This is a genomic window from Paraburkholderia fungorum, from assembly GCF_046026025.1.
Classification (GTDB): domain Bacteria; phylum Pseudomonadota; class Gammaproteobacteria; order Burkholderiales; family Burkholderiaceae; genus Paraburkholderia; species Paraburkholderia fungorum_E.
In genome coordinates, this window is record NZ_JAQQFL010000036.1 from 38,164 (window position 1) to 64,052 (window position 25,889).

Here is a 25,889-nt window from a genome sequence, read left to right on the forward strand (position 1 = left end):
CGGACGACAAGGAGACGCCGGCGCTCAGATATTGATCTGGCCGCCCATTTCCACCACGCGGTTAGCGGGCAGACTGTAGTACTCGGCCGCCTGTGCCGCGTTTCTGGCCATAAACGCAAACAGCTTCTCGCGCCAGAGCGGCATTGATTTGCTTTCGCCGGTCGCCATGACGGTGTCGCGCGCGAGGAAGAACGACGTATCCGCAGGTTCGTACGTCCAGTTCGGCATCTGTTTCTGCGCCAGTTCGAGAATGAAGGGGACGTTCGGAATCTCCATGAAACCATGGTGAACCGTGACGGCGTAGCATCCGTGCCCGAGGTCGACCACCGTCGCTTTCCGTTCATCGGGAACATGAGGAACGTTGTCCGTCGTACCCGCAAGGAAGATGTTGACCTGATGCATGACGCCGTTGTGCTTCAGGTTATGCAGAAACGCCGAGGGCGCCATGTCCACGACCCCGCCCGGAAAGACGGCCGTGCCATTCACGCGCGGCGGTGAGTGCTCGCCGCCGCACAGGGACTGAATCAAGGCCACCAGCGGCATATTGTCGGTTTTCATCCGGTCGACCACGGTTTCACGTCCCTTGTGCCAGGTTGTCATTACGGTAAACAGCGCGCCCCCGGCGAGCAGCGGAAACCAGCCGCCTTCGAGTACCTTGCTGATGTTGCTCGACACGAACACCGCGTCCACAAGCGCCAGCGGCCCGATGACAACCGCGGTTGCCAGCGGCTTCCAGTGCCACAGGCAGTGGGTGATGAAGTACATCAGCAAGGTGGTCAGCAGCATGGTCGATGCCACGGCAATGCCGTAAGCCGCCGCCAGATTGTCAGACGATTTGAAGAACACCACCAGAAAGACCACGGCCGCGTAAAGCGTGACGTTGATGAACGGGACATACACCTGGCCGATCTCGTGCGTCGACGTGTGCACGACCGGAATGCGCGGCAGAAAGCCGAGTTGCACCGCCTGCTTGGTCATCGAAAAAGCGCCCGAGATAACGGCCTGCGACGCGATGACGGTGGCCGCCGTGGCGAGCACGACCAGCGGCACGAGTGCCCAGCCAGGCGCAGACTGAAAAAACGGTTGAGCGATCGCTGAGGGCTTTTCCAGAACCAGTGCCGCCTGACCGAAGTAGTTCAGCACGAGGCTCGGCAGCACGAGAAACAGCCACGCGAGACTGATCGGCTTCTTGCCGAAATGACCCATGTCGGCATAGAGCGCCTCGCCGCCGGTCAGCGCCAGAAAGACCGAACCCAGGACGACGAACGCAGTGGCCGGAGCGTGCGCGACGAATGCGACCGCATAGAGCGGCGACACGGCTTGCACGATTGTCGTATGCGTGACGATATGGGAGATGCCGAGCACCGCCAGCGTCACGAACCATACGATCATCACCGGTCCAAAAACCTGGCCGACCGCGCCGGTGCCGCGTTTCTGAATTTTGAAAAGACCGGTGAGGATGACGAGCGAGATGGGGACGATCCATTCAGTCAGATGCGGATCGACGAGTGTCAGGCCTTCCACGGCGGATATCACCGAAATGGCCGGTGTGATCATCGAATCGCCGTAGAACATGGCCGCGCCGAATACCCCGAGCGTGAGCAGAACGCTGCGCAATCGTGCGGGCGCGACGCCGGATGCGAGCGCCGTGAGCGCCAGGATGCCGCCTTCGCCCTCGTTGTCCGCACGCATCACGAAGCTGACGTACTTCAGCGTGACGACGATGATGATCGACCACAGAATCAGCGACACAATGCCGAACACATTGGTCTGCGTGATGCCGCCTGCCGCCTTCAGGCATTCGCGCAGCGTATAGAGCGGGCTGGTTCCGATGTCGCCGAACACAACCCCGATGGCGCCAAGCACAAGGCCAGGCGCAGCTTTTTTTGCAGAGGAGGCCGCGCTGAGAGCAGTGGAGGACATAGGGATTCAGGTTGAGGGTTGCCGCGGACGCGCGGTCTACGGATATTTCCGTAGCCGCGCGGCGTATTGATGACAGCGACTGTTGCGTGTGACGCAAACTGCGGGCGAGTCCGTGTGCCTCGCGGGACGAGGCCTTCGCGTGCTGCCGGAACGTCTTGCGCGTCAGCGGTCGTCCGCTATCTAAGCTGCCAGATTCCCCATGCAGCAATCAGCAAAGCCACGGCCAAGCCGCCGCCGAGTAGGATGTAGGTAGCCATGGAAAATGAAATGTAAGTGATGCGTGATTGAAAGGAGCATTCGGGAGCGTGCTTCGCATGCTACCGGCTCTACCTTTCAGAACCGCCTTCGATGGCCCCTTGAGCGTCGTCTTTGAGTGGCAGGCACGCACGGCCAATGGGTGTCATGTACGCCCTGTCCGGTTTCGCCTGGGCAGTTGAAGTTATCGTGGCGCGCCGGCAGCGGATCGGGTCAGAAAAGTATCCCGAATTCTGTGATAAAAGTAGGGTATGAGCAAAATACACCTGTCTGAGCATGCCGCCGGATTATGACCCGGCGAGAATATAACCAGGCGTCATTCCGCGACGGAGGCGTTGTGATTCGAAACTGGCTTGGCGGGGTCTTGTTGGCGGTGTGTTTCGTCAGCAATGCTTTTGCGGGCGGACCGGATTGTTCCCGGCCGTTCACGCTTGGATTGCACGACCATGGCCTGCTCTATTCGCTCGACACCGACAGCGGTATCGACAAAGACTTTGCGGACGAGCTGATCCGGCGCAGCGGTTGCCAGATCAAGGTCAGTCTGATGTCACGGGCACGTATCTGGAAACTGATCGAGTCGGGCGCACTCGACTTCAGTCTTTCTGGAATCGCGAACGACGAACGCAATCAATATGCGTCGTTTGCGTGGTACTTCAGCAATAAATATTATCTGCTCGTGCGCAAAGACGCCGACATCCGTAACGTCGCGGACTTCGAGCGCAACCGGCACGCCCAGCTCGGCGTGATCCGCAGCTTTCGCTACAGCGCATCGGCCAACGAACTGGTCGACAGACTGACGGCGGAAAACCGGGTTAGCCTCGCGGGTGGGCTCGAGCCGCTCTACCAGGCGCTCATTCTCCGGCAGATCCAGGGCATGATTATCGAGCCCTTCGATTACCCCGCGCTGGACGCGAAAAAAATCCGCGACACCACGACGATCGTCGAGTTTAACGATCCCTCGGTGCCGCACGGTCTGATCATGTCGAAAAAGGCGCTGCCGGCCGCCGAACGGGAGAAGTGGCGGGCTCTGGTAGATGAAATGCGTGCCGACGGAACGGTACGGCGAATCTTCGAAAAGTACTTCCGGCCGGATCTGGCCGACTCCATGGTCAACTTCAAGGCGTCACCGTGATCCGGGTGCGCGCGGTCCTGCTGCCGTTGCTGGTTCTATCCGCATCGCTCTGCGTGACCTGGATCGTATGGAATCACGAACGGCAGGCGAGTCGCAAAGAGCTTCGCAGCCAGTTTGAATACACCGTGAGCGATGCGGTAGGCCGCGTCGAGCAGCGCATGGCGGCCTATGAGCTGATGCTGCGCGGCGTGCAGAGCCTGTTTGCCGCGAACGGAACGATCGATCGCGACAGATTCCGGCTCTATGTGAACGCGCTCAATCTCGACGCGAACTTTTCCGGGGTCCACGGCGTCGGTGTGATCGAATGGGTGCCCGCGGCGCGTAAAGCAGCCCACATAGCGGGTATGCGTCAGGGCGGCGTTGCAAACTACACGATTCATCCCGACGGGCCGCGTGCGGCTTATGCCCCGATCATTCAACGCGAACCCTTTATTGGCCTCGCGCGCAGCTCGCCCGGCTTTGACGCCTGGGACGAACCGGTGCGGCGCGCGGCGATGGAGAAGGCCCGCGATTCCGGCATGGCGGCCCTGTCGGGAAAAGTGCGCCTCACGGTCAACGTGGATCCCGAACCGCAGCCGGGCTTCATCATGTACCTGCCGATTTACGCTTCCGGCAAAGCGCAGGACGACCTTGCGCAACGCCGGGCGAACATTATCGGTTGGGTCTATGCGTCGTTCCAGATGCACGATGTGATGGCCAGTCTGTATGGCGAGCAGCCACGCGGCGTCTCGCTGGCCATTTACGACGGTGTGGAGCCACTGGAGTCAGCGCTGCTGCATCGCACGTCGGAGGCAAGCGTCCGGCTTGCGCCCGCAATCATCTCCGCGAACGAATATCTGGTGGTGGACGGACACGACTGGATGCTTTCGATAAACGCCGCCGACGAGTTTCGATCCCGCCTGGGACGTAATGCGGAGGTGTTGATCGCCGGCACTGGCACGGGCTTGAGCCTGCTGCTGGCGCTTCTGACCTGGCTGATGATGACGGGGCGCGAGCGCGCCATGCGGCTAGCCTCGGCGATGACGCGGGAGTTGCGCGAGAACGAAGAGAAATTTCGCGCCATTGCCGACTGTACGGTGAACCTGGAGATCTGGTGGGGGCAGGACGGCAGGCCTCGCTGGATCAATCCTTCGGTTGAGTATTACACGGGCTATACGGTCGTCGAATGCATGGCGATGCCCGACTTCGCCCGCACGCTGATTCATCCGGAGGACCTTGCTCGCGTCGCGCCGGAATTCAAAAAAGGGCTCCAGGGTTCACGCGGTGAGGATCTCGAGTTTCGTTGCGTGCGCAAGGATGGATCGCTGCTGTGGCTGTCGGTGTCCTGGGTACCGATCAGCAATCAACGGGGAGACTTCATCGGTTTTCGGACCAGCGGCCGCGATATTACCGAGCGTAAGAAGTCGGAGGAGAAAATCCGCGAACTCGCCTTCTATGACACGCTGACGCGCCTGCCCAATCGCGCGCTGCTTCTGGACCGGCTGAGGCAATCCATGGCGGCCGGCCGGGAGAACAAGGTCTGCGGCGCCCTGATGTTCATCGATCTCGACCACTTCAAAACGCTGAACGATACGCTCGGGCACGACAAGGGCGATCTGCTTCTGCGGCAGGTCGCGCATCGTCTGTCGAATAGCGTCAATGAGACGGACACGGTTGCCCGGGTCGGCGGTGACGAGTTCGTCGTCGTGCTGGGCAATCTGAGTCTGGACAGGGCCGTGGCGACAATGGAAACCGAAGTGACGGGGGAAAGAATTCTCGGCGTGCTGGGATGCGCCTACGAGCTCGATGGTGTTCAGTTCCGGAGCACCGCCAGCATCGGCGTCACGGTATTCAACGGCGACCAGACGTCCGTCGACGAGCTTTTCAAGCAGGCCGATCTCGCCATGTATCAATCGAAGGAGCGTGGCCGCAATGCCATGTGTTTCTTCAACCCCGCGATGCAAACGGCGGTGCTCAAGCGCGCCGAGCTGGAGGTCGGGCTGCGCAATGCCATTGAGGAGAACCGGATCGTCCTTCACTATCAGGCGCAGGTCGTCGACGGCAATTACATCACCGGTGCGGAAGCGCTGGTGCGCTGGGCGCATCCTGAGCGCGGCCTGATACCCCCGGGCGAGTTTATCCCGCTCGCGGAGGAGTCCGGATTGATTCTCGAGATGGGGCGCAAGGTGCTGGCGTCCGCCTGTGCTCAACTGGCTTTGTGGGCGACGTGCCCATCGATGGCGCACCTGTCCATGGCAGTGAACGTCAGTGCCCGGCAATTTCGCGAGCCGGATTTCGTGGACGGTGTGCTCGAAGTCATCGACCGGACCGGAGCGAGGGCGGACAAGCTCAAGCTTGAACTGACCGAGAGTGTTCTCGTTGAGAACGTCCAGGACATTATTGAAAAAATGAGCACCCTCCGTGCTCGAGGCGTGACGTTTTCGCTGGACGACTTCGGGACCGGCTACTCTTCGCTGGCTTATCTGAAGCGATTGCCGTTGGACCAGTTAAAGATCGACCGGTCGTTCGTGCGCGACATTCTGGTCGACCCCAACGACGCCGATATCGCGAGAACCATCGTGGCGCTTGCGCGAAGCTTCAACCTGGGTGTGATCGCCGAAGGCGTTGAAACCGAGGCGCAAAGAGACTTCCTTGCGGTAGCAGGATGTCATGCCTACCAAGGTTTCCTCTTTTGCAAGCCGTTGCCGATCCAGGGTTTCGAACAGTTCGTCAACCTGTTCAGTTCCCGGCATCGGGCGGAAGGCCAGTCGGCGAGGAGTGTTGAGAGAAACGTGGGTTCAGGTACGGCAACCTGATCGATCTGCAGCGAAGACCGGCCGGTCACCCTGCTCAATCGTGGCGGCGCGCCGCCTCGTCGCTTTTTGCGGAGGCGCGCCACTGAACGCTGAGCAGATGCTCGCGCATGCATCGGGCCGCGGCTTCGCCGTCGCGTGCCTTCATCGCACTGACAATATCCTGGTGCTGCTGGGCGAAGAAACCGCGCGTTTCCTGGGCGGACGTCTTCTCTCGTACGTCAGGTTTAACGCGCATGCCATTGATCACTTCCATCAAGGAAATGAGTGCGGGATTGCGTGTGGCCTGCCCGATGAGTAAATGAAATCGGTGATCCCACTGTTGCCACGCTTCATCATCTTTTGCCGCGGCATTTTTTCGTGCGCATTTTTCAAGTTCCAGCAAATCGTCCCGGCTGGCTTTCGTCGCGGCTAGCTGTGCGAGTGCCGGCTCGAACAGAAGGCGCATTTCCGCAATGTCCGCCGGACTGGCGCCCGCGCGAAGTCCGCGCAGCGTCGGGGCGAACTTCAGCGGTCGCGCGCCCAGATAGGTGCCGCGACCGACGCCGCGCCATACGCGTCCGGAGGCCTCCAGGGAGGCAAGCGACGAGCGCAGTTCCCGCCGGCTGACCTGCAGATCCTCGGCGAGTTTTCTTTCGGGCGGCAGGGCGTCGCCATCTTTGAGTTGATGGTCGGCAATATAGTCCAGCAACCTGTCCAGTATCGAATTTTCCATTTTCTGCGTTTGAACCAATAAGTATTGGTTCAAACCATACCATGGCCGACACCATTGAGGGGATGGCAGTCGATTCTTTTTTATTGTTGTTATGTGCTGATTTCAGGGTTAACGCGTGATGCAACCTGGTACTGTTCGCCGTAATCTCATGACTTGAGATGTTGGTACCAATAACAATTGGTTCAACTTTGATCGGTCTTTGATCCTTGCAAATGGAGTGGCGCATGTCGTTTACAACCCGTCCGGAGCTGATCGGCACATTCGGCATGGTGGCCTCGACGCACTGGCTGGCGAGCGCGTCGGCCATGGCCGTTCTGGAGAAAGGGGGCAATGCGTTTGATGCGGCAGCCGCTGCGGGCTTCGTTCTGCAGATCGTTGAGCCGCATCTGAATGGTCCCGGCGGCGAGCTGCCGGTCGTCTTCTACAGTGCCCGCGAAGACCGTGTCCGCGTTTTGTGCGGGCAGGGCGTGACGCCGGCGGCAATGACGATTGCGCGCATGCGTGAGTTGGGACTCGATGTCGTTCCCGGCACGGGGTTGCTGCCTGCTGTCGTGCCTGGCGCATTCGGCGCCTGGATGCTGATGCTGCGCGACTATGGCCAACTGCAGCTCGAGGATGTCCTGAGCTACGCGATCGGCTATGCGGAAAATGGCTATCCGGTTCTTCCGCGCATGACGTCGTCGATCCTGGCAATCAAGGATTTCTTCCGCACGGAATGGCCGACTTCGGCTGAGCAATGGCTGCACAACGGCGACGCGCCGATGCCGAACCGCTTGTTTGCGAATCCGGCGATTGCCCAGACATACCGGCGTATTCTCGCGGAGGCGAATACGCGCGCCGATCGTGCCGAGCAATGCGAACTCGCCCGCAAGGTCTTTTATCGCGGCTTCGTGGCCGACGCTATCGATCAATACTTCCGCTCGACGGCCGTGCTCGACACCTCGGGCCAGCGCAACCATGGGCTGCTCAACGCGGACGATCTAGCGCGCTGGGAGCCGTCCTATGAAGATCCGGTTTCATACGACTATGAGGGCTTGCGCGTTCACAAGACCGGTCCGTGGGGCCAGGGGCCGATGTTCCTGCAGCAGCTCGCGCTCCTCAAGGGTTTCGATCTCGGGGCAATGGACCCGATGGGCGCCGATTTCGTGCACACAATAATCGAATGCTCAAAGCTTGCGTTCGCCGATCGTGAGGTGTTTTACGGCGACCCCGCGTTTGCGCATGTGCCCATGGACGTGCTTCTGAGTGACGTCTACAACGACGAACGCCGCAAACTGATCGATCCCGAGCGTGCGTCGTTCGAATTCCGGCCCGGCTCTCTGGGCGACAGCGCGCGACGTGCCGAACTGATCATGGCCAACGCGGGGAGGCAGCAGTCCGGCGGCTTCGGCCAGGGCGAACCGACGTTTGCTCCGCTGCCGGAACTACGTGGCGATACGGTGCATCTCGATGTGGTGGATCGCTGGGGCAACATGGTTTCGGCAACGCCGTCGGGTGGCTGGTTGCAGGCCTCGCCCGCCGTGCCCGGTCTCGGTTTTAACGTCACCACGCGCGCGCAGATGTTCTGGATGGAGGAGGGACTGCCGTCCTCGCTCGGCCCAGGACGCCGCCCCCGTACCACGCTCTCGCCCACGCTGGTCACGCGCGACGGCAAACCCTATGCGGCGTTTGGCACACCGGGCGGCGACCAGCAGGATCAGTGGTCGATCCAGCTATTTCTCAGGCACGTGCACGCCGGCATGAATTTCCAGACTGCCGTGGATTCCCCCTCGTTTCAGACCGCGCATTTCCCGGGTTCGTTTTATCCGCGTTCGATGCAATTGGGCAAGATGTCCGCCGAGTCCAGTTTTCCGGAACACACGCTGGCGCAATTGCGTGCGCGTGGCCATGACCTGAGTCTGGCGGAGCCCTGGTCGCTGGGTCGCGTGTGCGCGGTCGGGATCAGAAACGGCCTGATGCGTGGCGCTGCAACACCGCGTCAAATGCAGGCATACGCAATCGGGCGATAAGTTTCGAAGCCTGCAAATCGTATTCATTTCCGTCAGGGAGAACAGTCGTGTCTGCTATTGCCGCCCGTCTCGAGCGATTGCCGTTGTCAGGTTTTCATCGCAAGCTTCTGCTGATTGGCGGGCTCGGATATATGTTCGACGGGCTCGATTCGTCATCGCTCGCGTTTCTGCTACCTGTCGTGAGCAAGCTGTGGAACCTGACGAGTGCGCAGACGGGTCTGGTCGCGAGCAGTACTTACATTGGGTATTTTTTTGGCGCGTTTCTATCGGGTGTGCTCGCGGATGTGATTGGTCGGCGTCGCATCATGATGAGCGCGCTGGCGATTTATTGCTGTGCATCGCTTGCGAGCGCAACCGCCACAGACTGGCACACGTTTTTCGCGTTGCGGGTCGTCGCGGGCTTTGGGTCAGGTGCTGAGACCGTGGTGATCGCACCGTTTCTGGCCGAGTTCGTGCCACGGCGTTACCGGGGCATTTTTTGCGGCGCGCTGGTCGGCTTCATGTCGTTCGGCTATCTGGGGTCGGCCATTCTCGGCTTCACCGTTGTGCGTAATTTTGCGGATGGCTGGCGCTATCTGGCGGTGGCGACGTCGTTGCCTGTCGTCATGCTGCTCTGGTGGCGAAGAACCTTGCCCGAATCACCGCGTTGGCTTGAAAGCCAGGGGCGGGGCGCTGAGGCGCACACCATCGTGAGTGCAATCGAGTCGTGGTTTGCAGGTAAGGGCATCAGTCTGGCGCCCGTTGCGTTCTCCGGCAACACGCCTGCATCGGCGCCTGCAAAGGGTCATGCGCTCCGGAATGTGCTGACGCTGTGGTCGCCGCGACTGGCGCGTACGACCACGGTGAGCTGGTTGATGTGGTTCTCGGTCGCGTTCGCGTATTACTCGTTTTTCTCCTGGATTCCGAGCCTGCTCCTGAAGGAGGGGCTCACCATGACGAAAAGCTTCGGTTATTCGATCGCGATCTATGGGGCGCAGATTCCCGGCTATTTCTCGGCGGCATGGCTCAACGAACGGCTCGGCCGCAAGGGCGTGGTGGCGTCGTACATGCTGCTGGGCGGGATTGCGGCGATCACGCTTGCGTTTTCCCACACAGGCTTGCAGATCATGGCTGCGGGGATTTTCCTGTCGTTCTTCATGAATGGCGCGTTTGCCGGCGTGTATGCGTACACCCCCGAAGTCTTTCCGACCGCCGTGCGCGCAACCGGGACCGGATCGTCCTCATCGTTCGGCCGTATCGGCTCCGTGAGCGCCCCCATTCTGGTGGGCCTTGTCTATCCGCTCTTCGGATTTCTGGGCGTGTTCGCCATGACAACCACGGTCTTGCTCGTGGGAGCCTGCGTGGTGTTCTTCCTGGGTATCGAGACCCGTAACCGGTCGCTCGAAGATATCGAGGAGGGCGGCGCAGACCAGCCCCTGGATTTGCATGGCTCGCTCGGTTCCACCGAAATGCGTGGCTGAGTGTCCGTGATTTCAAACATTTGACAGAGTGACAATGCCAGGCAATCCGATCGATCCAATCCTGCCAGTCCCGCAAACACTGGACATTTCTGACCTTGAACGGCTTGCGGGGGTGATGCGGCTGAGAAACCAGCCCATGGAAATTTTCCGTGCGGTTCATGCCCTGGCCGCGAGCGCGATAGGTCTCGGTCTTTTCACGATCATGTCCTACGACGCGCAACGCGAGGAGGTCGAACGCGTCTACACCAACATGCCGGACGTGTATCCCGTTGGAGGTCGCAAGCAGAAAAGCGGCACCGTGTGGGCAAACCAGGTGTTGCGGGATATCAGGCCATTTCGCGCGGAAACGAGCCAAGGCATCCGGGAAGCATTCGACGATCACGCGGTAATGACCGGCATGGGTCTCGGGTCGATATTGAACATTCCGGTCGCGTACGACGGGGTGTGCGTCGGCACGATGAACCTGACCCATAAGGAGGGGTGGTACACGGGCCGGCACGAAGCAATGGGCATGCTGATTGGCGCCTTCCTCGCGCCCGCGCTGATCAGGTGCAATAGGGCACATGCCGCTAGCGCCACACCCCTCTGACGTCACTACGATCAATTGCCGGCAAAAACAATCTTGACCCCATCCGCCAAATCCTCAAACACCTGGGTGCTTGTCTTCGTCCTCAGCTACCTGGCCTTACTGGCCGATGGTGCGGACGTGATGATGTACGGCCTGACGCTCACGCGAATCAAGGACGAATTTGGCTTGAGCAATGTCGAGGCGGGGGCGCTGGGCAGCTTGACGCTGGTTGGCATGGCCATTGGCGGCATTCTCGGCGGCTGGGCCAGCGATCGCCTGGGGCGGGTTCGGGTCGTGGCCTGGGCGCTCGCGCTTTTTTCGCTCGGAGCGGGGCTGCTGGGATTGACGCACAGCTTCCTGGAGTTTGCCGTGGTGCGGTTTATCAGTTCGTTGGGCATCGGCTGCATGGTGCTGGTTTCCACACTGGTTGCCGAGTACGTGCCCACCGAGCGGCGCTCGCTGATTCTCGGCGTCCTGCAAACCGGCATTTCCGCGGGCTATATCGTCGTCATCTCGCTGAGCAACTGGATCTTGCCGCACTATGGCTGGCGTACGCTCTACTACCTGTCGGCACTCCCTGTGCTGCTGGCGCTGGCGATAAAGTTCGCCGTGCCCGAGCCGGCAGCATGGCAGGCGAGCCGCGCGACGGGCCGACAGGGCGAAGGGGGACATCGCACCAACCGCTACTCTCTGATCTTCAGTAACCGGCAATCGCGAACCCTGTTCATCCTGTGGACCCTGGCTTCCGTGTTCGCACTGTCAGGATTTTACGGTCTGAACAACTGGTTGCCGACTTACCTGGAAAAGGAACTGCACATCAAATTCGGTGCGATGGCCGGCTACATGATCGGCACTTTCGTGGTCGCCTTCATTGGCAAGATTTTTGCTGGATGGCTAGGCGACCGCTGGAGCCGGCGTGGTGTTTACGTGCTTGGCTGTGTGGGCGCCGCGCTCTTTCTGCCGGTGATCATTTTCTGGCATACGCGCGACAACATTGCGTACCTCATGCTCATCTTCGGGTTTTTGTATGGTGTGCCGCTGGGTACGATCGGCACCTTCATGTCCGAGAGTTTCCCTACTGCGATCCGCGGAACAGCCGTGGGTGGCTCTTATAACCTTGGCCGCTTCTGCGCAGGCGCGGCCCCCATCGTGATCGGCTACATTGCCACCCAACTGTCTATCGGCGTCGGATTTCTGGTGGTCGGCGGGGTGTTCTTTCTGAGCGGCATCACCGCGTTTTTCGTTCCAGACCGGCTGTACGACACTCAACGTTAGGTTAACAATTCCGGTTCTCATTTTTAACGTTGCCTGGTCAATACACTATGCTGGACTAGTGGCAACGGCCATTCGCGCGTCGACGGATGAGCGCGAGGCCGCATCAGACGGAACAGGATGCCTGAGCAACACCCCGCACCTTTATCGCGGGGCGTCACCCTTCAAGGAGGCGATATGCAAGGAGACCCCAAGGTTCTCGAGTATCTGAACGCTCAGTTGAAGAACGAACTGAGCGCAATCAATCAGTATTTCCTGCATGCCAGAATGTACGGGCACTGGGGCCTGAAAAGCCTTGAGAAGCACGAGTACGACGAATCGATCGGCGAGATGAAGCATGCGGACCTGTTGATCGAGCGCATCTTCATGCTGGACGGCTTACCCAATCTGCAAGATCTGCATAAGTTGCTGATTGGTGAGGATACGAAAGAAATTCTTGAGTGCGACCTAAAGCTCGAGCAGGTGTCGCAGACAACGTGTAAGGAAGCGATCGCATACTGCGAAACGGTCCGCGATTTTGTCTCGCGCGACATCATCACCCATATTCTCGACGATACCGAAGATCATATCGACTGGCTCGAAACGAATCTGGCCTTGATCGACAAGGTCGGGATTCAGAACTATCAGCAATCGGGAATGGATTCGGTGAGTTGAGACCGCGGCGCTCGCGGTCCCGTCACTGTGTTTGTCTGAGCGATGCGCAGCCATGCGCGACTTTACGGCGTCCCGAGCCTCGCCAACGTAATGGCGCGTTCGGGGCATGCGGTCACACACAGGCCACATGCCCGGCATGCATCGGCGTTGGGTGTGTATGCGACTTTCATGCCGTGCACGCGCAGCTTGAATCTGTTCAATGCCCCTAACTGTTGATAGTCCGCCGTGTCGATCCGGCGGATTTCGAACACGTCTTCGGGGCAGACGATCGCGCAATCGCCCTTGCCTTCGCAGCGCTTCAGATTGACCACGGGAGCAATCACGCCTGCGGGCTGCTTGCAAGCGGATGTAGACGCGCTGTTCATGCTTGATCCTCGTTGCGTTTGCCGTCAAAGGGCGACAGGTTTTTCTGAAAGTTTTCGCGCTCCTGTGGCGTCATCCGTTCCCAACGGCGCCAATGTCTGCGGCCATGCCAGCCGCCATGCCCGCGAAATCCGCCAAACAGAATCCGGCTCAGGATCAGCAGACCTAGTGCGTGCGGAAAGTCGATCACACGGGCACTCACGAATAGTGCGGGGACCACCCAATTCCAGAGTGTCATCACCATCCATCCCAGCACGGCAATGGCCACCAGAACCAGCAGTGCCTTGCCGAAGCATCTCAGTTTGAATCTCATCTAGCTGCTCCTTTTAGATATCCAGTTCGTCATAGACGGCTTGCAGGCGAACGCGCAGATGCAGTACCGCGTAGCGCTTGCGGGCCAATAGCGTGTTCACGCCGACACCGCTTTCGGACGCCAGCTCCTTGAAGCTGCGCCCTTCGAGTTCGTGAGCGACGAAGACGTCGCGCTGATCCGTTGGTAATTCGTCGAGCGCGGCTTGCAGGGCTTCCAGCAGCCTTGACCTTGCGTAGACCGCTTCCGGGCCGGCGTCGGTTGCAGGCAGGGCGAGATCCAGCCGATAGTCGGGGTTGTCCGGGTCGTCCAGGGTGTCCCGGTTTTCGGCGATGTCGGTCAGCGGTTGCTCGCGGCGCTTGCGAAAGCGGTCGATGATGCGGTTTCGCGCCACGCGGAACAGCCACGCGCTGACCTGTTCGATCGGTGCGGGGAGCCGGTAGGCTTGCACGAACTCGTGAAAGACATCCTGCAGGATGTCTTCAGCCTCGCCCTGGTCCTGCACGCGGCGCCGGATGAAATTGCCGAGTTTCGACCGCTCACGCAACACAGTTGCGGTGATGTCCTTATCGCGTTCGATCATCGGGTTTGGGGTGCGCGGCGGTTCCATACGTCTGTAGACGATTCACGTCAGAAAATATTGTCCGCGGCGTGAATACGGTTTCGAATTAGCCGCTACGGTGATTCTCCGGCGCCGCAACGGCGAGGTAGCGCCCGGGCGTAGTGCCCAGGGTTCGGCGAAACATGTCGATAAAGGCGCTGACGTTGTCGTAGCCGAGTTCGAGCGCAATCGTGGTGACGGGAACCCCGTCCGCGACCAGCTCGAGCGCGCGAAGCAGGCGAGCCTGCTGACGCCATTGCGCGAACGTCATGCCGGTTTCGGTCAGAAAGCGACGGCTGAGCGTTCGCGGCGCGAGACCGGCCCATGTTGCCCATTCTTCGAGGCGGCGGTTGTCCGCGAGATCGCTGGCGAGCGCGTCCGTGATGCGGACGAGCCGCGGATCGATAGGGCTCGGCAGGCCCAGCGATTCCTCTTTCGACGCGGCGAGTTCATCGACGATGACCTCCGCAATGCGTGCCTGCGTCTGATCGAGATCGATCCCCGGCCAGCTCGCGGCGCGCCGCACGGCTTCGCGCAGCAAGGGTGTCGCCTTGATTGCGCGAGCCTGGCGCGGCAGCGACTCGCAGCGGTTCTCGGCAATGAAAACGCTCCACCCCGAGAAGGGGCCGTAAGAGCGCACCGAGTGGACGCAATGAGGTGGAATCCAGATCGCGTGGGTGGCGGGCACGACCCATTGCTGTTTGTCGAGCCCAACCGATACGAGCCCGCTCAGCGCGCCCATGAGTTGTCCGCGCGCATGGCTGTGCGACGAGGTCGTGCGCGACTCGCTTTGCGTCAGTTCGGCCGCGGCAAGGAACGGACCGCCGGGCGAGCTCACGAGATCCGGTCGAATTAGGCGGGTAGTCATGGCTAGGTGTGGCTGGAATGCAGTATCGAATGACCTTTATACCGGAGACGGGCCGAGTCCGCATCACTAGACTGGCTTCTACTTACACAACCACCGGAGTGCCGCGCGATGCGAGCCGAACACGTTCTCCCCGACCACGTCGATCAGGTCGATATCAATGGTGCGACGGTCCGCAAGGGCACGGTCGCCGCTTTTCTGGCCAATGCGCGTGTCTGGACCGATCCGGCAAGCACCGAAGCAGCGCGTGCCGTGGCCGCCACGGACATCGTCGCGGCGCTGCCGGCGCTGCGCGCCGTCGGCCTGTTCGATGTACTCGAGATTCGCGATGCCAGGCTGCGCGAATGGATCGACTCATCGATCGACCCATCGGCCGACTCATCGATCGCCATACAGGGCGACGCCCGCTGAGCGGCACGCCGGTTTCACTTCGAATTCAAGGAGCCAGCAACATGAAAGCTGCAGTCGTCAAAGTGGCGGGCGAACCGCCTGTTTACGCCGATTTCAATCGTCCCGATCCGCGTCCGGGTCACCGTATCGTCGACGTGACCGCGTCCGCGCTGAGTCACGTCACGCGCTCCAGGGCATCGGGCGCGCACTATTCGTCGAAGGGGACGTTCCCGTTCGTTGCGGGACTCGACGGCACCGGGCGTTGCGAAGATGGCCAACGCGTGTATTTCTTCTGGCCGCAGGCGCCGTTCGGCGCGATGGCGCAGCAGTGCCTCGTGTCCGAAGCGAATTGCGTGCCCTTACCAGATTCGATCGACGACGTCACGGCTGCCGCCATCGCTATTCCGGGCATGTCGTCGTGGGCGGCGCTGGTCGAGCGGGCCAGGTTCGTGGCGGGTGAGACCGTGCTGATCAACGGCGCAACGGGCACGTCGGGCCGGCTTGCCGTCCAGATCGCCAGGCATCTCGGCGCCGGGAAAATCATCGCAACGGGTCGTAATGCGGGCGTGCTGGCGTCGCTTAAGCAAGCGGGCGCGGATGTCGCCATTTCGTTGGAGCAGGACGCCGACGCGCTGAGCCATGCATTCGAATCGCAATTCCGCGAAGGGGTCGACGTGGTGCTGGATTACGTGTGGGGCGCGAGCGCGCTGTCGCTGTTGATCGCCGCGGCCCGGACCCTGGCTGAAGATGAACCGCTGCGCTTCGTCCAGATCGGCGCGATCAGCGGTGTCGATCTTCTTCTGCCGGCCACCGTGCTGCGCGCGGCGCCGATCTCGCTGTTGGGCAGCGGTATCGGCAGCCTCACTTTACCGGGCGTTCTGCACACGATGCAGCAGGTGTTCGATGCGACCGCGCGCGCGGGGTTGCAGATCGCGACGGAGACTGTCCCTCTCGCGGCTCTGGGCGCGCATTGGGGAACCCCGGGCAGCCGTCAGCGCACCGTTTTCATTCCTGGCCGTGACGATTGATGGCGACGCTATTGGCCGCGAGCGCCACGGCCAAAGGCCAGCGGCCAATAGCGCGCCGTGAGCCTTACGAATTCGCTTGCCGGCTAGCGCGGCAGAACCCGCGCCGTGACGTTGCGGGGGTCTGCGCAACTTCAGCCACCCCCGCCACCTCCACCACCTCGCGCCACCACTTTCCGCCGCGATGCGGCGCGCCCAGATCCAGCCGCTCGCCCATGCGCGGTGTCGAGAGCGCGATGCCACGCGCGGCGGCGAGCCCGACCACGCGCTCGTACGGCTCCTGCCAGCGATGCATCGCCAGATCGAAGGTGCCGTTGTGAACCGGCACCAGCCAGCGTCCGCGCAGATCGACGTGCGCCTGTACGGTCTCGTCGGGCTGCATGTGGACGTATGGCCATTGAGCGTCGTAGGCGCCGGTTTCGAGCAGCGTCACGTCGAACGGGCCCAGCCGTTCGCCGATGGTCTTGAAGCCGTCGAAGTAACCCGTGTCGCCGCTGAAGAACACGCGTAGCGCGTCATCGACGATCACCCACGAAGCCCACAAGGTGCTGTTGCCGTCGAACAGACTGCGGCCCGAGAAATGCTGCGCCGGTGTCGCCGTGAACGCGAGGCCGTCGATTTCAACGCCCTGCCACCAGTCGAACTGACGGACCTTCGACGCCTCGATACCCCATTCGATCAGGCGGTCGCCGACACCCAGCGGCGTGAGAAACACGCTCGTCCTGGCGGCGAGTGCCAGCACCGTCTCACGGTCCAGATGGTCGTAGTGATCGTGCGACAGAATCACGCCGCGCAACGGCGGCAAGTCTTCGAGCGCGATGGGCGGGGCGTGGAAGCGCTTCGGGCCGAAGCGGCGGAACGGCGAGGCACGCTCGGCGAACACGGGGTCGGTCAGCCAGAACTGACCGCGCAGCTTGAGCAGCATGGTCGAATGTCCGAGGCGGTACAGGCTCCGGTCCGGCGCGGCGTCGAGTTGTTCGCGCGACAGCGCGTCCACGGGCAGCGCGCCCGCCGGCACCGTGCCGTCCGGTTTCCTGAACAGCAGATTCCACGCGATATTCAGGGTCTTGCCGAAGCCTTCAACGGGACGCGGCTTGACGTTCCGAAAGCGCTCGCCGTCATGCTGAGCCGACATGTCGAACAATTCGCGCCCGCGTTGCGCCGCCGTCAGGCCGAAGATGCGGCGAATAGAACCGATGAACGATGTCATGCAGACCGCCTCGATACAGAAAGTAGACTGTCGAGTGTAGTTTATTTTTGAGAAAAGTAAACTGCCCGGTGTAAAATTTTATGATGAACACCAGTGATCTCCCCCTTCGCCTGACCGACCGCAAGCGGGCCGCCGTCATTGCGGCGGCGATCGAAGAATTTCTCGCGGCCGGCTTCGACGCGACCAGCATGGACCGCATCGCGGCGCGCGCGAGCGTCTCGAAGCGTACGGTCTACAACCATTTCGCCAGCAAGGAGGCGCTATTCGCAGCGATCCTGCGGCAGTTGTGGGAATCGAGTGACACGGGCGAGGCGCCGGCTTACTCCGCCGTGCATCCATTGCGTGCGCAGTTGCTGCAGCTTCTGTTCAAGAAACTGAGCCTGTTGAATAACGAGGCGTTCCTGGCCCTCGCGCGCGTTGCGATCGCGGCAGGCATTCATTCGCCGGAGCGGGCGCGCGAGATGATGACGCGCATGGGTGAGCGGGAGGAGGACTTGACCGTATGGATTCGGGCGGCCGCAGCCGATGGCCGCCTCAAGACGTCGGACCCGGTATTCGCTTCGCAGCAGTTGCAGGCCCTCGTGAAAGCGTTCGCTTTCTGGCCCCAGGTGACGATGGGTCAGCCACCCCTTGGTGTGGATGAACAAAGGCACGTTGCGGAAACGGCCGCCGACATGTTTCTCGCGCGGTACGCGTGACGTGTGACGCCTACCGCGAGGGCGGCGGGTTGCCGACGTGTGGCGTTAAGCGTCTTTCAACCAGGGCATTTCCACGGGCGACACCACCAGAGCGCGGGACTCCCGTTTCAGTTCGAAGATGAAGCCGACCAGGATCATGGAGTCGGCGTACGGGATCGGAAATACGTGAGGATTGTCGGCGGCGCTTAGCGGGTGCGCCGGCGTATCCGCTGTCTTCGCGGCGTTCTCGCGGACGCTTTCCAGCTCGTCGACCATTGCCTGCCCACTTACTTTCTGGACGCGGCTGCGCAGGTCGCTGAAGGGTTCGATGCGCGCTCCGTCTTCATTGTATTCGGGCACTTCATAGATGAACCAGGACATGGGCGTCTCCAGGGAAAAGGGCAAGCATTCTAGCAGGGGGCATCATGCGCCATGTTTTCAGTACCGCGGAAATTGAACCGCACTCCGTCCCCACCATAAAAGAGCTGAGACAAAAGTCTCATCCGGCTTGATGCTGCACTGCGGTGTGATCTTCCGGAACACGCATGCTAAAAGTCATCCTGAGCGCGCCACCTGATGATGTGCGCTGAGCAGACCGGAGACATTCATGCCTTATGTTCCGCAGGTGAGACACATCGACCGGATCCGCAGGTTGATCGAAGGCCGAACGCCTGATCGCGGCAGCGATACCGCGCGACTGGCCTCATCGTATTGGCGCTCGCTCGAGCAATATCATCTCGATCCTGGTCTGACAAAAGGTCCACGCATTCTGAGCGCGCCCGAACTACGCGACGTACAACACCGGGAAGAATCGGTTCTGCGGGCCTCAGGCGAATGTCTTTCGCGTTTGCACGAGACTGTACGCGAAGCGGATTACTGCGTGATGCTCACCGACGCGCGGGGCGTGACAATAGATTATCGCGTCGACCGGGATCGGCGCCACGACTTCAAGCGCGCGGGACTGTATTGGGGCTCCTGCTGGTCCGAGCAGGAAGAGGGAACCTGCGGCGTTGCAGCCGTGCTGCTCGATGCCCAACCGATCACGGTTCATAAGACAGATCATTTTCGCGCCGCGTTTACCACGCTGACCTGCAGCGCCTCGCCGATTTTCGGGTTGGAGGGTGAATTGATCGGCGTGCTGGATGCGTCGGCGATCCGCTCGCCTGACGAACGCGAAAGCCAGCGCCTGATCAACCACATCGTGCGTCACAGCGCGGTGCTGATCGAGGATAGTTTCTTTCTCAACGCGACCACGCATTACTGGGTTTTGCTGGCGCACCGGAATCGCCACTACGTGGAGGCTCAGCCGGAGATTCTGATTGCCTTCGATGTGCATGGAAATGCGGTCGCGGCAAACCGCCGGGCGAGAGAGTGTGTGCCGGGTCTTGACCAACTGCCGCGACCGGTCTCCGAACTATTCGATGTCCGCGCCGAACGCCTGCTGGATGTCAGGCCCGGCCGCGACATGGTCTCGATGAAGCTGGTGGGCAGCGGCTCGCCGCTTTATGCGCGTGTTCGTCCACCCGTCATCCGGGCGCAACGGCAAGCGGCGCCGAAGCCCCGGTTTCCCGCCCGCGAGGCCCAACCCACACTCACCGATATCGACGCCCTTGAGCGCGAGCGCATCGTCGCCGCCCTGACGGATGCGAAATGGCACCCTGACGAGACCGCCCAAACCCTGGGCATCTCGCGCGCGACGCTTTACAGACGGATCGCGAAGTTCGGCATTGTCCCGCCACACCGCCGCTAGCGGTCCGCGCTTATCCAGCGGGCAAAGAACCCGCGCATTACTTCGACGTTTCTTTAATCCGTATCGAATGGAGGAGCAGCCATGCCTGAAAATAATGCAAGCCAGACCATTACACATGTTCTGGAGTCCCTGGAATCGGCGCTTAAACGCGGCGATACCACTGCGGCCGTCGCGTTGTTTCAACCGGAGTGCTACTGGCGCGATCTGGTTGCTTTCACGTGGAATCTTAAAACCATGGAGGGCCGGGATCAGATTGGCGCCATGCTAGACGCCCAGCTCGACGCCATTAAACCCACCCGGTTGAGGATTGCCGAAGGCGAAGCGCCGACCGAAGCCGACGGCCTGGCACAGGCGTGGATCACCTTCGAAACGGAGGTCGCGCGCGGCAGCGGTTTTATCCGCGTGAAGGACGGTCTGATCTGGACCTTGTTGACTACGATGGCTGAACTGAAAGGCCATGAGGAACCCAAGGGCCAGCGCCGTCCGATGGGCGCGGAGCATGGCGCCCGCACGGACCGGATCAGCTGGAAGGAACGCCGTGAAGCCGAAGCGCGGGCGCTGGGTCGTGCGGAACAGCCCTACTGCCTGATCGTGGGGGGAGGGCAGGGTGGGATTGGACTGGGCGCGCGTCTGCGGCAGTTGGGTGTGCCGACGATCATCGTCGATAAGAATCCACGTCCTGGCGACCAGTGGCGCAACCGCTACAAGTCGCTCTGTCTGCACGATCCGGTCTGGTACGACCATATGCCTTATTTGCCGTTCCCGGACAACTGGCCGGTTTTCACGCCCAAGGACAAGATCGGCGACTGGCTCGAGATGTACACCAAGGTCATGGAGTTGAACTACTGGGGGTCGACCACGTGCAAGTCCGCGCGCTACGACGAAGCGGCGGCCGAATGGGTGGTCGAGGTCGAGCACGACGGCGAGACGCTGACGCTGCGGCCCAGGCAGCTCGTGCTGGCCACGGGCATGTCGGGTAAGCCGAATACCCCTTCATTCAAAGGCATGGACGTGTTCAAGGGCGAACAGCATCACTCGTCGAAACATCCCGGGCCGGACGCGTACAAGGGCAAGAAAGTGGTGGTGATCGGCGCGAACAATTCGTCGCACGACATCTGCGCGGCGCTGTGGGAAGCGGGCGTCGACGTCACGATGGTTCAGCGTTCGTCCACCCATATCGTCAAGTCAGATTCGCTGATGGAACTCGCGCTCGGCGATCTTTATTCCGAACGCGCGGTGGCGTCGGGCATGACGACGTCGAAAGCCGATCTGACGTTTGCGTCGATCCCGTACAAGATCCTGCACACGTTTCAGAAGCCCGTGTTCGATGCGATCAGGGAGCGCGACGCGGCGTTCTATGACCGGCTGGAAAAGCGGGGCTTCCTGCTCGACTTCGGGGATGACGATTCGGGGCTTTTCATGAAATATCTTCGGCGCGGGTCGGGCTATTACATCGATGTGGGCGCCGCCGATCTGGTAGCGCAAGGCAAGATCAAACTGAAGAGCGGCGTGGACGTGGCCGAATTGAAGGAGCACTCGATCGTGTTGAGCGACGGCACCGAGCTGGCGGCGGATCTCGTCGTCTATGCAACCGGCTATGGATCGATGAACGGCTGGGCCGCGGATCTCATCTCGCGTGACGTGGCGGATAAGGTGGGCAAGGTGTGGGGGCTCGGTTCGAATACGACCAAAGACCCGGGACCGTGGGAAGGCGAGCAACGTAACATGTGGAAGCCCACGCAGCAGGCCGCCTTGTGGTTCCACGGCGGTAACCTGCATCAATCGCGCCACTACTCCCAATACTTGTCGCTGCAATTGAAGGCGCGCATGGAGGGGATTGCGACGCCGGTTTATGGCCTCCAGGAAGTGCATCATCTTTCCTGATTTTCCTCATGCGGGTGTGGGGTCGGTGCGCGCTTGCCGACCCCGGTCTGACGGATAGCGGGTGGGATTGCGGCGCGCATTGAATGCTCGGCGCCGCTTTCCCGAATGAAGCGATAAGCGATATACGGCGAGTCGCTCAACCCGGGTTGATTTCGTCCAGGCTTCGCCGTGTCGTGCGAGGGCCCAGGATTCGCACCGTGAACGCCACGACTAGCAGCGCGCCCGCGATGATGCCGAACATGGCGCCGGCTCCGTGCTGATTCAATACAGGAAGCAATATGAACGGCAGCATGCCGCTGACAACGCGGGACAAGGAATAAGTACTACCGATCGCGGTTGAGCGAACACTGGCCGGAAAGATTTCGGATTGATAGACATGGTACGCATTGCTGAATACATTCGAAGCGCAGGTTGTCAACACGCCGAAGAGAACGATCAGCCCTGAGTTGTTGGAGTAGGCAAACCCCAGGCCGAAAACGGCAATGGACAAGATGGCGCCGACAACCAGCGTGCGGCGTTCTATCCAGTTGAGCAGCGGAATCGACAGTAGAGATCCGACCGGATAACCGAGAAACGACAGAGCAATAAAAAGCGTTCCGTCGGTGACGTCAAAGCCGCGGCTTTTCACCACGGTGGCGGCCAGTGTGCCGAAACCATAGTAGCCAAATCCCTGAAGCAGATGGAAGATGGTCAACATCAGGTAGCGCTTGTTGTAGGGCGGACGGCGCAGCAAGGCAATGCGCTCAGCCAATGTCATCGGCTTCCGTGTGACGACCGTTTCAGGTGAAATGACCGGCACCGCAACCCCGGCACTGTCCGCAAAACGCCGAAGCATCGCGTGAGCCTCCTCGACGCGGCCCTGCGCCAATAACCAGCGCGGGCTCTCGGGTAACTTATGCTGTACCAGCAGAACCAGTACCGCACCCAGACTGCCGATCACCAGAATAACGCGCCAGCCTGCCACTGCGCCGAAGTGCAGAGGATTGAGCCAGAGCGCCAGGAATCCAACCAGTGGCACGGCGACGTACGACGCGGTGTATGCCCAGGCGGCCATTCGCCCGCGACGTTCCTTGGGCAGAATCTCGGACAAAAAACTATCGGCAACGGGATAGATCGCACCTACACCGATACCGGTGAGAAAGCGGCAGATAACCAGCATCTCGGCGTTGACCGAGAAGGCGCCGATCAGCGAAAAACCGCTGTACCAGATCAGATTGAACAGGAACGCTTTACGCCGGCCGATCCGGTCGGCCATGCTGCCCAGAAAAAATGCCCCAAAGAACATGCCGATAAACGCCGAGGCCAGCAGCAACTTGAAGTCCATGCTGTGCCTGTCGATACCGAACTCTCCCTGCAACGCCGTGCCGATCGAGCTGACAAGGAAAATTTCGAACATGTCGAAGAACAAACCGATGCCGATAACCCACACGACAAATCGATGCAACGAGCCCGCAGGCATGTTGTCCATCCAGCCGCCTAACGTGCTGGCTTGAACATGATGGGCGGGGGTATCGTCGGCGGCGGCCGGTTCAGATGAAGAATTGCGCGGAAGGGCGCTCGCATTTGCGCCCGCATCCAGCTTGCTGGTGTTCATGCTTGTCTCCGGTGCTTTATTGTCGGGTCGGCTTATGCGCCGTTCACCACGTTGATCGGTGCGCCCGCGTGGAACGCGGCGAGGTTTGCTTCGATGCCGGCATTGAGCCGGTTCGCGGCATTCGTCGCCGCCCAACTGATGTGCGGCGTAACGATGAGGTTGGGATGCGTGCACGCGAGCAGAGGCTCATGCGGATCGGGCGGTTCCTGCGCGAGTACGTCGAGCGCGGCGCCGCCAAGGTGACCGCTCATGAGCGTCTCGACCAGCGCCGCCGAATCGACAAGACCGCCGCGTGCGCTGTTCACCAGCAGCGCGCCGGGTTTCATGGCGCGAAGCGTGGGCGCGTCGATCAGGTTGCGCGTCGCGTCCGTCAGCGGGCAGTGGAGCGAGAGAACCTCGGCGGATCGCAGCACATCGTCGAATGACGTGAAGCCTTCGCGAACGGTTTGTCGTCCGCGATGCTCCGCGAACATCACATTCATGCCGACCGCACGAGCCAGCCGTGCGAGCGCATTCCCGATCGCGCCGCGCCCGATAATGCCAAGCGTCGAACCGGCGATGTCGAGAATCGGCGCACCGTGCACGCAGAAATGCGGCGAGCCCGGCCAGGCGATGCGAGCGGCCTCACGATAGGCGAACAGATTGCGCCGCAAGGCGAAGATCGACGCGAGTGCCCACTCGGATACGCTCTGTGCCGAATAGCCCGGCACGTTGGATACAATCACGCCAGACTCGCGGCAGGCGTCGATATCGATGCAATCGAAGCCTGTTGCGGCGATGCAGATAAAGCGAAGTCTCGGCAGACGTTTCAGATCAGCCGCGCGGATGGGTACTTTGTTCGTGACCGCGATGGCGGCGTCTTCGAGCGCATGAACCACGTCGGCGGCGCGCGTGGCCGGGCGAACGGACCATTGGCTCGCCCAGGCCGGCGCGGTGAGCGGCGTGGGCAACGTACCGCTGTCGAGCAGGACGATGTTCATCGACTCTCCGGCCTGGCCAGCGTTGGCCGCAAAGGCACACCGTTCAGTTCGCTGAGTGGTACGTGCGAATCGCCGGATCGTGGATAGCGAGGCGTCATCACGTCACGCCACCAGTTCGGAAATCTCGATCAGATTCAGATCGGGATCTCGCACATACACGGAGCGAATCTTTTGCGTGGCGCCGGTACGCGCAACCGGGCCTTCGACGATCGGCCATTGGCAGCGGGCGAGATGCGCAATCACGTCGTCGAGCGGCACCGTGGCGATGAAGCACAGGTCGAGCGCGCCCGGTACGGGAACATGGGCCTTCGGCTCGAATTCTGCACCGCGCACATGAACGTTGATTTTCTGATTACCGAAGCGAAATGCACTCCGTCCTTCGCCGAACGTCTCGAGTTGCATCTGCATGACTTCGGTGTAGAACCGTTTCGTTGCAGCGAAGTCGACGCAAGTGAGGACTAGATGGTCAAGGTGGTCGATGAGCGCCATGTCATGCTCCTGAAGAAAGCGCGTGTTGTTCCGGCAGGCCGTCGGCCGCGACGCAAGGCATCGCGTGCAGGTCCAGGCGCCGTCCGGCCTTGAGCAACTGGCTCGGTACGTCGTGGCCGATCAGTCCGGGAAGCAGGGCGGAGGCGGACAGCACGGCCGCCAGATCCACGCCGGTGTCGTAGCCGTCGAGTTCGAGCATGTGCACCAGTTCCTCGGTGCAGACGTTGCCTGTTGCGCCCGGCGCGTAGGGACATCCACCGAGGCCGCCGAGCGACGCGTCGAAGCGGTCGATGCCGGCTTGAAGCGCGGCGAGCGTGTTGGCGAGCGCCATGCCGCGCGTGTTGTGAAAGTGCAGTGTGAGTTCGAGCGCGGCGATACGCGCGCGCGCGGCCGCGCACAGTGCGCCGACCTGCGAGGGATAGGCCATGCCGGTGGTGTCGCACAAGGTCACGCCATGCACGCCGAGATCGGCGAAGCGCTGCATCCAGTCCAGCACTTCAGCCTGGTCGATATCGCCTTCAATCGGGCAGCCCATCGCCGTGGACAGTGACACGTTGATCGCCACGTTCGTTTGCCTGACCACGCCGATCACGTCGCGCAACTGGGCGAACGACTGCTCGCGGCCCATGCGTAAGTTCGCGCGGTTGTGATGCTCGCTGACGGACATCACGAGATTGACTTCATCGACACTGCACGACAGCGCGCGCTCGGCGCCGCGCAAGTTCGGAACGAGCACGGTGTAGACAACGCCTTCACGTCGCGCGATCCGGTGCATCACGGCTTCGGCGTCGCGCAAGGCCGGAATTGCTTTCGGCGAAGTGAAGGAGGTCACCTCGATCTTGGCGTAACCACAAGCGCTCAGACGATCGATCAGTTCGATCTTGGCGTCGGTGTCGACGAACCTGGCCTCGTTCTGGAAACCGTCGCGCGTGGCGACTTCCTGGATATACAGACGTTTGCTGCTCATGCCG

The 25,889-nt window shown here is 61.2% G+C and carries 24 protein-coding genes; 12 read left to right on the forward strand and 12 right to left on the reverse strand.

Going from position 1 to position 25,889, the window contains the following annotated elements; translation table 11 throughout:
- Positions 1–24 precede the first annotated feature (24 nt).
- Positions 25–1,923: a potassium transporter Kup gene (locus tag PQR67_RS30695; protein ID WP_408466557.1), complete on the reverse strand. Its 1,899-nt coding sequence runs from the start codon at positions 1,921–1,923 to the stop codon at positions 25–27.
- Between the two features lie 592 nt (positions 1,924–2,515).
- Here PQR67_RS30695 and PQR67_RS30700 point away from each other — a divergent pair.
- Together PQR67_RS30700 and PQR67_RS30705 are read left to right on the forward strand one after the other, a co-directional pair.
- A complete protein-coding gene (locus PQR67_RS30700; protein ID WP_408466558.1) occupies positions 2,516–3,310 on the forward strand; it encodes a substrate-binding periplasmic protein in 795 nt (264 codons plus the stop codon).
- Positions 3,307–6,105 carry a bifunctional diguanylate cyclase/phosphodiesterase gene (locus tag PQR67_RS30705; protein WP_408466559.1) on the forward strand — a complete coding sequence of 933 codons (2,799 nt, stop codon included), beginning with the start codon at positions 3,307–3,309 and terminating at the stop codon, positions 6,103–6,105. Before PQR67_RS30700 ends, PQR67_RS30705 begins: the two co-directional genes overlap by 4 nt.
- Before the next feature lie 34 nt (positions 6,106–6,139).
- Here the strand turns inward: PQR67_RS30705 and PQR67_RS30710 are convergent, their stop codons facing one another.
- On the reverse strand, positions 6,140–6,817 hold the full coding sequence (locus PQR67_RS30710; RefSeq protein ID WP_408466610.1) for a FadR/GntR family transcriptional regulator: 678 nt from the start codon (positions 6,815–6,817) through the stop codon (positions 6,140–6,142).
- Positions 6,818–7,041: 224 nt separating this feature from the next.
- Here PQR67_RS30710 and PQR67_RS30715 point away from each other — a divergent pair, with 224 nt between their 5' ends.
- The 5 genes from PQR67_RS30715 to bfr all read left to right on the forward strand — a co-directional run bounded on the left by PQR67_RS30715 (position 7,042) and on the right by bfr (position 12,780).
- Positions 7,042–8,826, forward strand: a complete 1,785-nt coding sequence (locus tag PQR67_RS30715; protein ID WP_408466560.1) for a gamma-glutamyltransferase family protein — start codon at positions 7,042–7,044, stop codon at positions 8,824–8,826.
- Positions 8,827–8,873: 47 nt separating this feature from the next.
- Positions 8,874–10,286 (forward strand): MFS transporter, encoded by a 1,413-nt coding sequence (locus tag PQR67_RS30720; RefSeq protein WP_408466561.1) that lies wholly within the window; start codon positions 8,874–8,876, stop codon positions 10,284–10,286.
- A 34-nt stretch (positions 10,287–10,320) separates the two neighbouring features.
- The gene (locus tag PQR67_RS30725; RefSeq protein ID WP_408466562.1) at positions 10,321–10,875 is read left to right on the forward strand and encodes a GAF domain-containing protein; all 555 of its coding nucleotides are present in this window, start codon (positions 10,321–10,323) and stop codon (positions 10,873–10,875) included.
- 33 nt (positions 10,876–10,908) lie between these two features.
- Complete coding sequence (locus PQR67_RS30730; protein ID WP_408466563.1) at positions 10,909–12,129, forward strand: MFS transporter; 1,221 nt, start codon at positions 10,909–10,911, stop codon at positions 12,127–12,129.
- 174 nt (positions 12,130–12,303) lie between these two features.
- Positions 12,304–12,780 carry a bacterioferritin gene (bfr, locus tag PQR67_RS30735; protein ID WP_408466564.1) on the forward strand — a complete coding sequence of 159 codons (477 nt, stop codon included), beginning with the start codon at positions 12,304–12,306 and terminating at the stop codon, positions 12,778–12,780.
- 62 nt (positions 12,781–12,842) lie between these two features.
- On the opposite strand, the gene PQR67_RS30740 is transcribed toward bfr, so the two are convergent.
- From PQR67_RS30740 to PQR67_RS30755, 4 genes are read right to left on the reverse strand one after another with little or no spacing between them, the layout of a single operon-like run.
- On the reverse strand, positions 12,843–13,145 hold the full coding sequence (locus PQR67_RS30740; RefSeq protein WP_408466565.1) for a 4Fe-4S dicluster domain-containing protein: 303 nt from the start codon (positions 13,143–13,145) through the stop codon (positions 12,843–12,845).
- Positions 13,142–13,456 (reverse strand): hypothetical protein, encoded by a 315-nt coding sequence (locus tag PQR67_RS30745; protein WP_408466566.1) that lies wholly within the window; start codon positions 13,454–13,456, stop codon positions 13,142–13,144. The genes PQR67_RS30740 and PQR67_RS30745 overlap by 4 nt, the downstream gene beginning before the upstream one ends.
- Before the next feature lie 13 nt (positions 13,457–13,469).
- Positions 13,470–14,063: an RNA polymerase sigma factor gene (locus PQR67_RS30750; RefSeq protein ID WP_408466567.1), complete on the reverse strand. Its 594-nt coding sequence runs from the start codon at positions 14,061–14,063 to the stop codon at positions 13,470–13,472.
- Between the two features lie 58 nt (positions 14,064–14,121).
- Positions 14,122–14,922 carry an AraC family transcriptional regulator gene (locus PQR67_RS30755; RefSeq protein ID WP_408466568.1) on the reverse strand — a complete coding sequence of 267 codons (801 nt, stop codon included), beginning with the start codon at positions 14,920–14,922 and terminating at the stop codon, positions 14,122–14,124.
- A gap of 108 nt (positions 14,923–15,030) precedes the next feature.
- Here PQR67_RS30755 and PQR67_RS30760 point away from each other — a divergent pair, with 108 nt between their 5' ends.
- Entirely contained in the window at positions 15,031–15,330 is a 300-nt protein-coding gene (locus PQR67_RS30760; RefSeq protein WP_408466569.1) for a hypothetical protein, read from the forward strand.
- Positions 15,331–15,371: 41 nt separating this feature from the next.
- Entirely contained in the window at positions 15,372–16,337 is a 966-nt protein-coding gene (locus tag PQR67_RS30765; protein ID WP_408466570.1) for a quinone oxidoreductase family protein, read from the forward strand.
- A 64-nt stretch (positions 16,338–16,401) separates the two neighbouring features.
- Here PQR67_RS30765 and PQR67_RS30770 read toward each other — a convergent pair whose 3' ends face one another.
- The gene (locus PQR67_RS30770) at positions 16,402–17,544 is read right to left on the reverse strand and encodes an MBL fold metallo-hydrolase (RefSeq protein WP_408466571.1); all 1,143 of its coding nucleotides are present in this window, start codon (positions 17,542–17,544) and stop codon (positions 16,402–16,404) included.
- A gap of 83 nt (positions 17,545–17,627) precedes the next feature.
- Between PQR67_RS30770 and PQR67_RS30775 the strand changes: the two genes are divergently transcribed.
- Positions 17,628–18,242 carry a TetR/AcrR family transcriptional regulator gene (locus tag PQR67_RS30775; protein WP_408466611.1) on the forward strand — a complete coding sequence of 205 codons (615 nt, stop codon included), beginning with the start codon at positions 17,628–17,630 and terminating at the stop codon, positions 18,240–18,242.
- Between the two features lie 45 nt (positions 18,243–18,287).
- Here the strand turns inward: PQR67_RS30775 and PQR67_RS30780 are convergent, their stop codons facing one another.
- Positions 18,288–18,602: a helicase gene (locus PQR67_RS30780; RefSeq protein ID WP_408466572.1), complete on the reverse strand. Its 315-nt coding sequence runs from the start codon at positions 18,600–18,602 to the stop codon at positions 18,288–18,290.
- Positions 18,603–18,828: 226 nt separating this feature from the next.
- Here PQR67_RS30780 and PQR67_RS30785 point away from each other — a divergent pair, with 226 nt between their 5' ends.
- Positions 18,829–19,971, forward strand: a complete 1,143-nt coding sequence (locus PQR67_RS30785) for a sigma-54-dependent Fis family transcriptional regulator (protein ID WP_408466573.1) — start codon at positions 18,829–18,831, stop codon at positions 19,969–19,971.
- 81 nt (positions 19,972–20,052) lie between these two features.
- Positions 20,053–21,855, forward strand: coding sequence for an NAD(P)/FAD-dependent oxidoreductase (locus PQR67_RS30790; RefSeq protein ID WP_408466574.1), 1,803 nt, complete (start codon positions 20,053–20,055; stop codon positions 21,853–21,855).
- A 136-nt stretch (positions 21,856–21,991) separates the two neighbouring features.
- On the opposite strand, the gene PQR67_RS30795 is transcribed toward PQR67_RS30790, so the two are convergent.
- The 4 genes from PQR67_RS30795 to PQR67_RS30810 all read right to left on the reverse strand — a co-directional run bounded on the left by PQR67_RS30795 (position 21,992) and on the right by PQR67_RS30810 (position 25,885).
- Entirely contained in the window at positions 21,992–23,449 is a 1,458-nt protein-coding gene (locus tag PQR67_RS30795; RefSeq protein WP_408466575.1) for an MFS transporter, read from the reverse strand.
- Positions 23,450–23,481: 32 nt separating this feature from the next.
- Entirely contained in the window at positions 23,482–24,429 is a 948-nt protein-coding gene (locus PQR67_RS30800; protein ID WP_408466576.1) for a D-2-hydroxyacid dehydrogenase, read from the reverse strand.
- A 102-nt stretch (positions 24,430–24,531) separates the two neighbouring features.
- Positions 24,532–24,918, reverse strand: a complete 387-nt coding sequence (locus PQR67_RS30805; protein WP_408466577.1) for a VOC family protein — start codon at positions 24,916–24,918, stop codon at positions 24,532–24,534.
- A 1-nt stretch (position 24,919) separates the two neighbouring features.
- Positions 24,920–25,885, reverse strand: coding sequence for a hydroxymethylglutaryl-CoA lyase (locus PQR67_RS30810; protein WP_408466578.1), 966 nt, complete (start codon positions 25,883–25,885; stop codon positions 24,920–24,922).
- Between the last annotated feature and the right edge of the window lie 4 nt (positions 25,886–25,889).

Excerpts from the sequence above, each read along its gene's own strand:
- PQR67_RS30785 (WP_408466573.1), top strand. The coding sequence starts at position 18,829 with ATGCCTTATGTTCCGCAGGTGAGACACATCGACCGGATCCGCAGGTTG.
- PQR67_RS30745 (WP_408466566.1), bottom strand. The coding sequence starts at position 13,456 with ATGAGATTCAAACTGAGATGCTTCGGCAAGGCACTGCTGGTTCTGGTG.
- PQR67_RS30715 (WP_408466560.1), top strand. The coding sequence starts at position 7,042 with ATGTCGTTTACAACCCGTCCGGAGCTGATCGGCACATTCGGCATGGTG.
- PQR67_RS30790 (WP_408466574.1), top strand. The coding sequence starts at position 20,053 with ATGCCTGAAAATAATGCAAGCCAGACCATTACACATGTTCTGGAGTCC.
- PQR67_RS30760 (WP_408466569.1), top strand. The coding sequence starts at position 15,031 with ATGCGAGCCGAACACGTTCTCCCCGACCACGTCGATCAGGTCGATATC.
- bfr (WP_408466564.1), top strand. The coding sequence starts at position 12,304 with ATGCAAGGAGACCCCAAGGTTCTCGAGTATCTGAACGCTCAGTTGAAG.
- PQR67_RS30750 (WP_408466567.1), bottom strand. The coding sequence starts at position 14,063 with ATGGAACCGCCGCGCACCCCAAACCCGATGATCGAACGCGATAAGGAC.
- PQR67_RS30770 (WP_408466571.1), bottom strand. The coding sequence starts at position 17,544 with ATGACATCGTTCATCGGTTCTATTCGCCGCATCTTCGGCCTGACGGCG.
- PQR67_RS30755 (WP_408466568.1), bottom strand. The coding sequence starts at position 14,922 with ATGACTACCCGCCTAATTCGACCGGATCTCGTGAGCTCGCCCGGCGGT.
- PQR67_RS30740 (WP_408466565.1), bottom strand. The coding sequence starts at position 13,145 with ATGAACAGCGCGTCTACATCCGCTTGCAAGCAGCCCGCAGGCGTGATT.
- PQR67_RS30800 (WP_408466576.1), bottom strand. The coding sequence starts at position 24,429 with ATGAACATCGTCCTGCTCGACAGCGGTACGTTGCCCACGCCGCTCACC.
- PQR67_RS30780 (WP_408466572.1), bottom strand. The coding sequence starts at position 18,602 with ATGTCCTGGTTCATCTATGAAGTGCCCGAATACAATGAAGACGGAGCG.
- PQR67_RS30710 (WP_408466610.1), bottom strand. The coding sequence starts at position 6,817 with ATGGAAAATTCGATACTGGACAGGTTGCTGGACTATATTGCCGACCAT.
- PQR67_RS30810 (WP_408466578.1), bottom strand. The coding sequence starts at position 25,885 with ATGAGCAGCAAACGTCTGTATATCCAGGAAGTCGCCACGCGCGACGGT.
- PQR67_RS30765 (WP_408466570.1), top strand. The coding sequence starts at position 15,372 with ATGAAAGCTGCAGTCGTCAAAGTGGCGGGCGAACCGCCTGTTTACGCC.
- PQR67_RS30795 (WP_408466575.1), bottom strand. The coding sequence starts at position 23,449 with ATGAACACCAGCAAGCTGGATGCGGGCGCAAATGCGAGCGCCCTTCCG.
- PQR67_RS30775 (WP_408466611.1), top strand. The coding sequence starts at position 17,628 with ATGAACACCAGTGATCTCCCCCTTCGCCTGACCGACCGCAAGCGGGCC.
- PQR67_RS30805 (WP_408466577.1), bottom strand. The coding sequence starts at position 24,918 with ATGGCGCTCATCGACCACCTTGACCATCTAGTCCTCACTTGCGTCGAC.
- PQR67_RS30695 (WP_408466557.1), bottom strand. The coding sequence starts at position 1,923 with ATGTCCTCCACTGCTCTCAGCGCGGCCTCCTCTGCAAAAAAAGCTGCG.
- PQR67_RS30725 (WP_408466562.1), top strand. The coding sequence starts at position 10,321 with ATGCCAGGCAATCCGATCGATCCAATCCTGCCAGTCCCGCAAACACTG.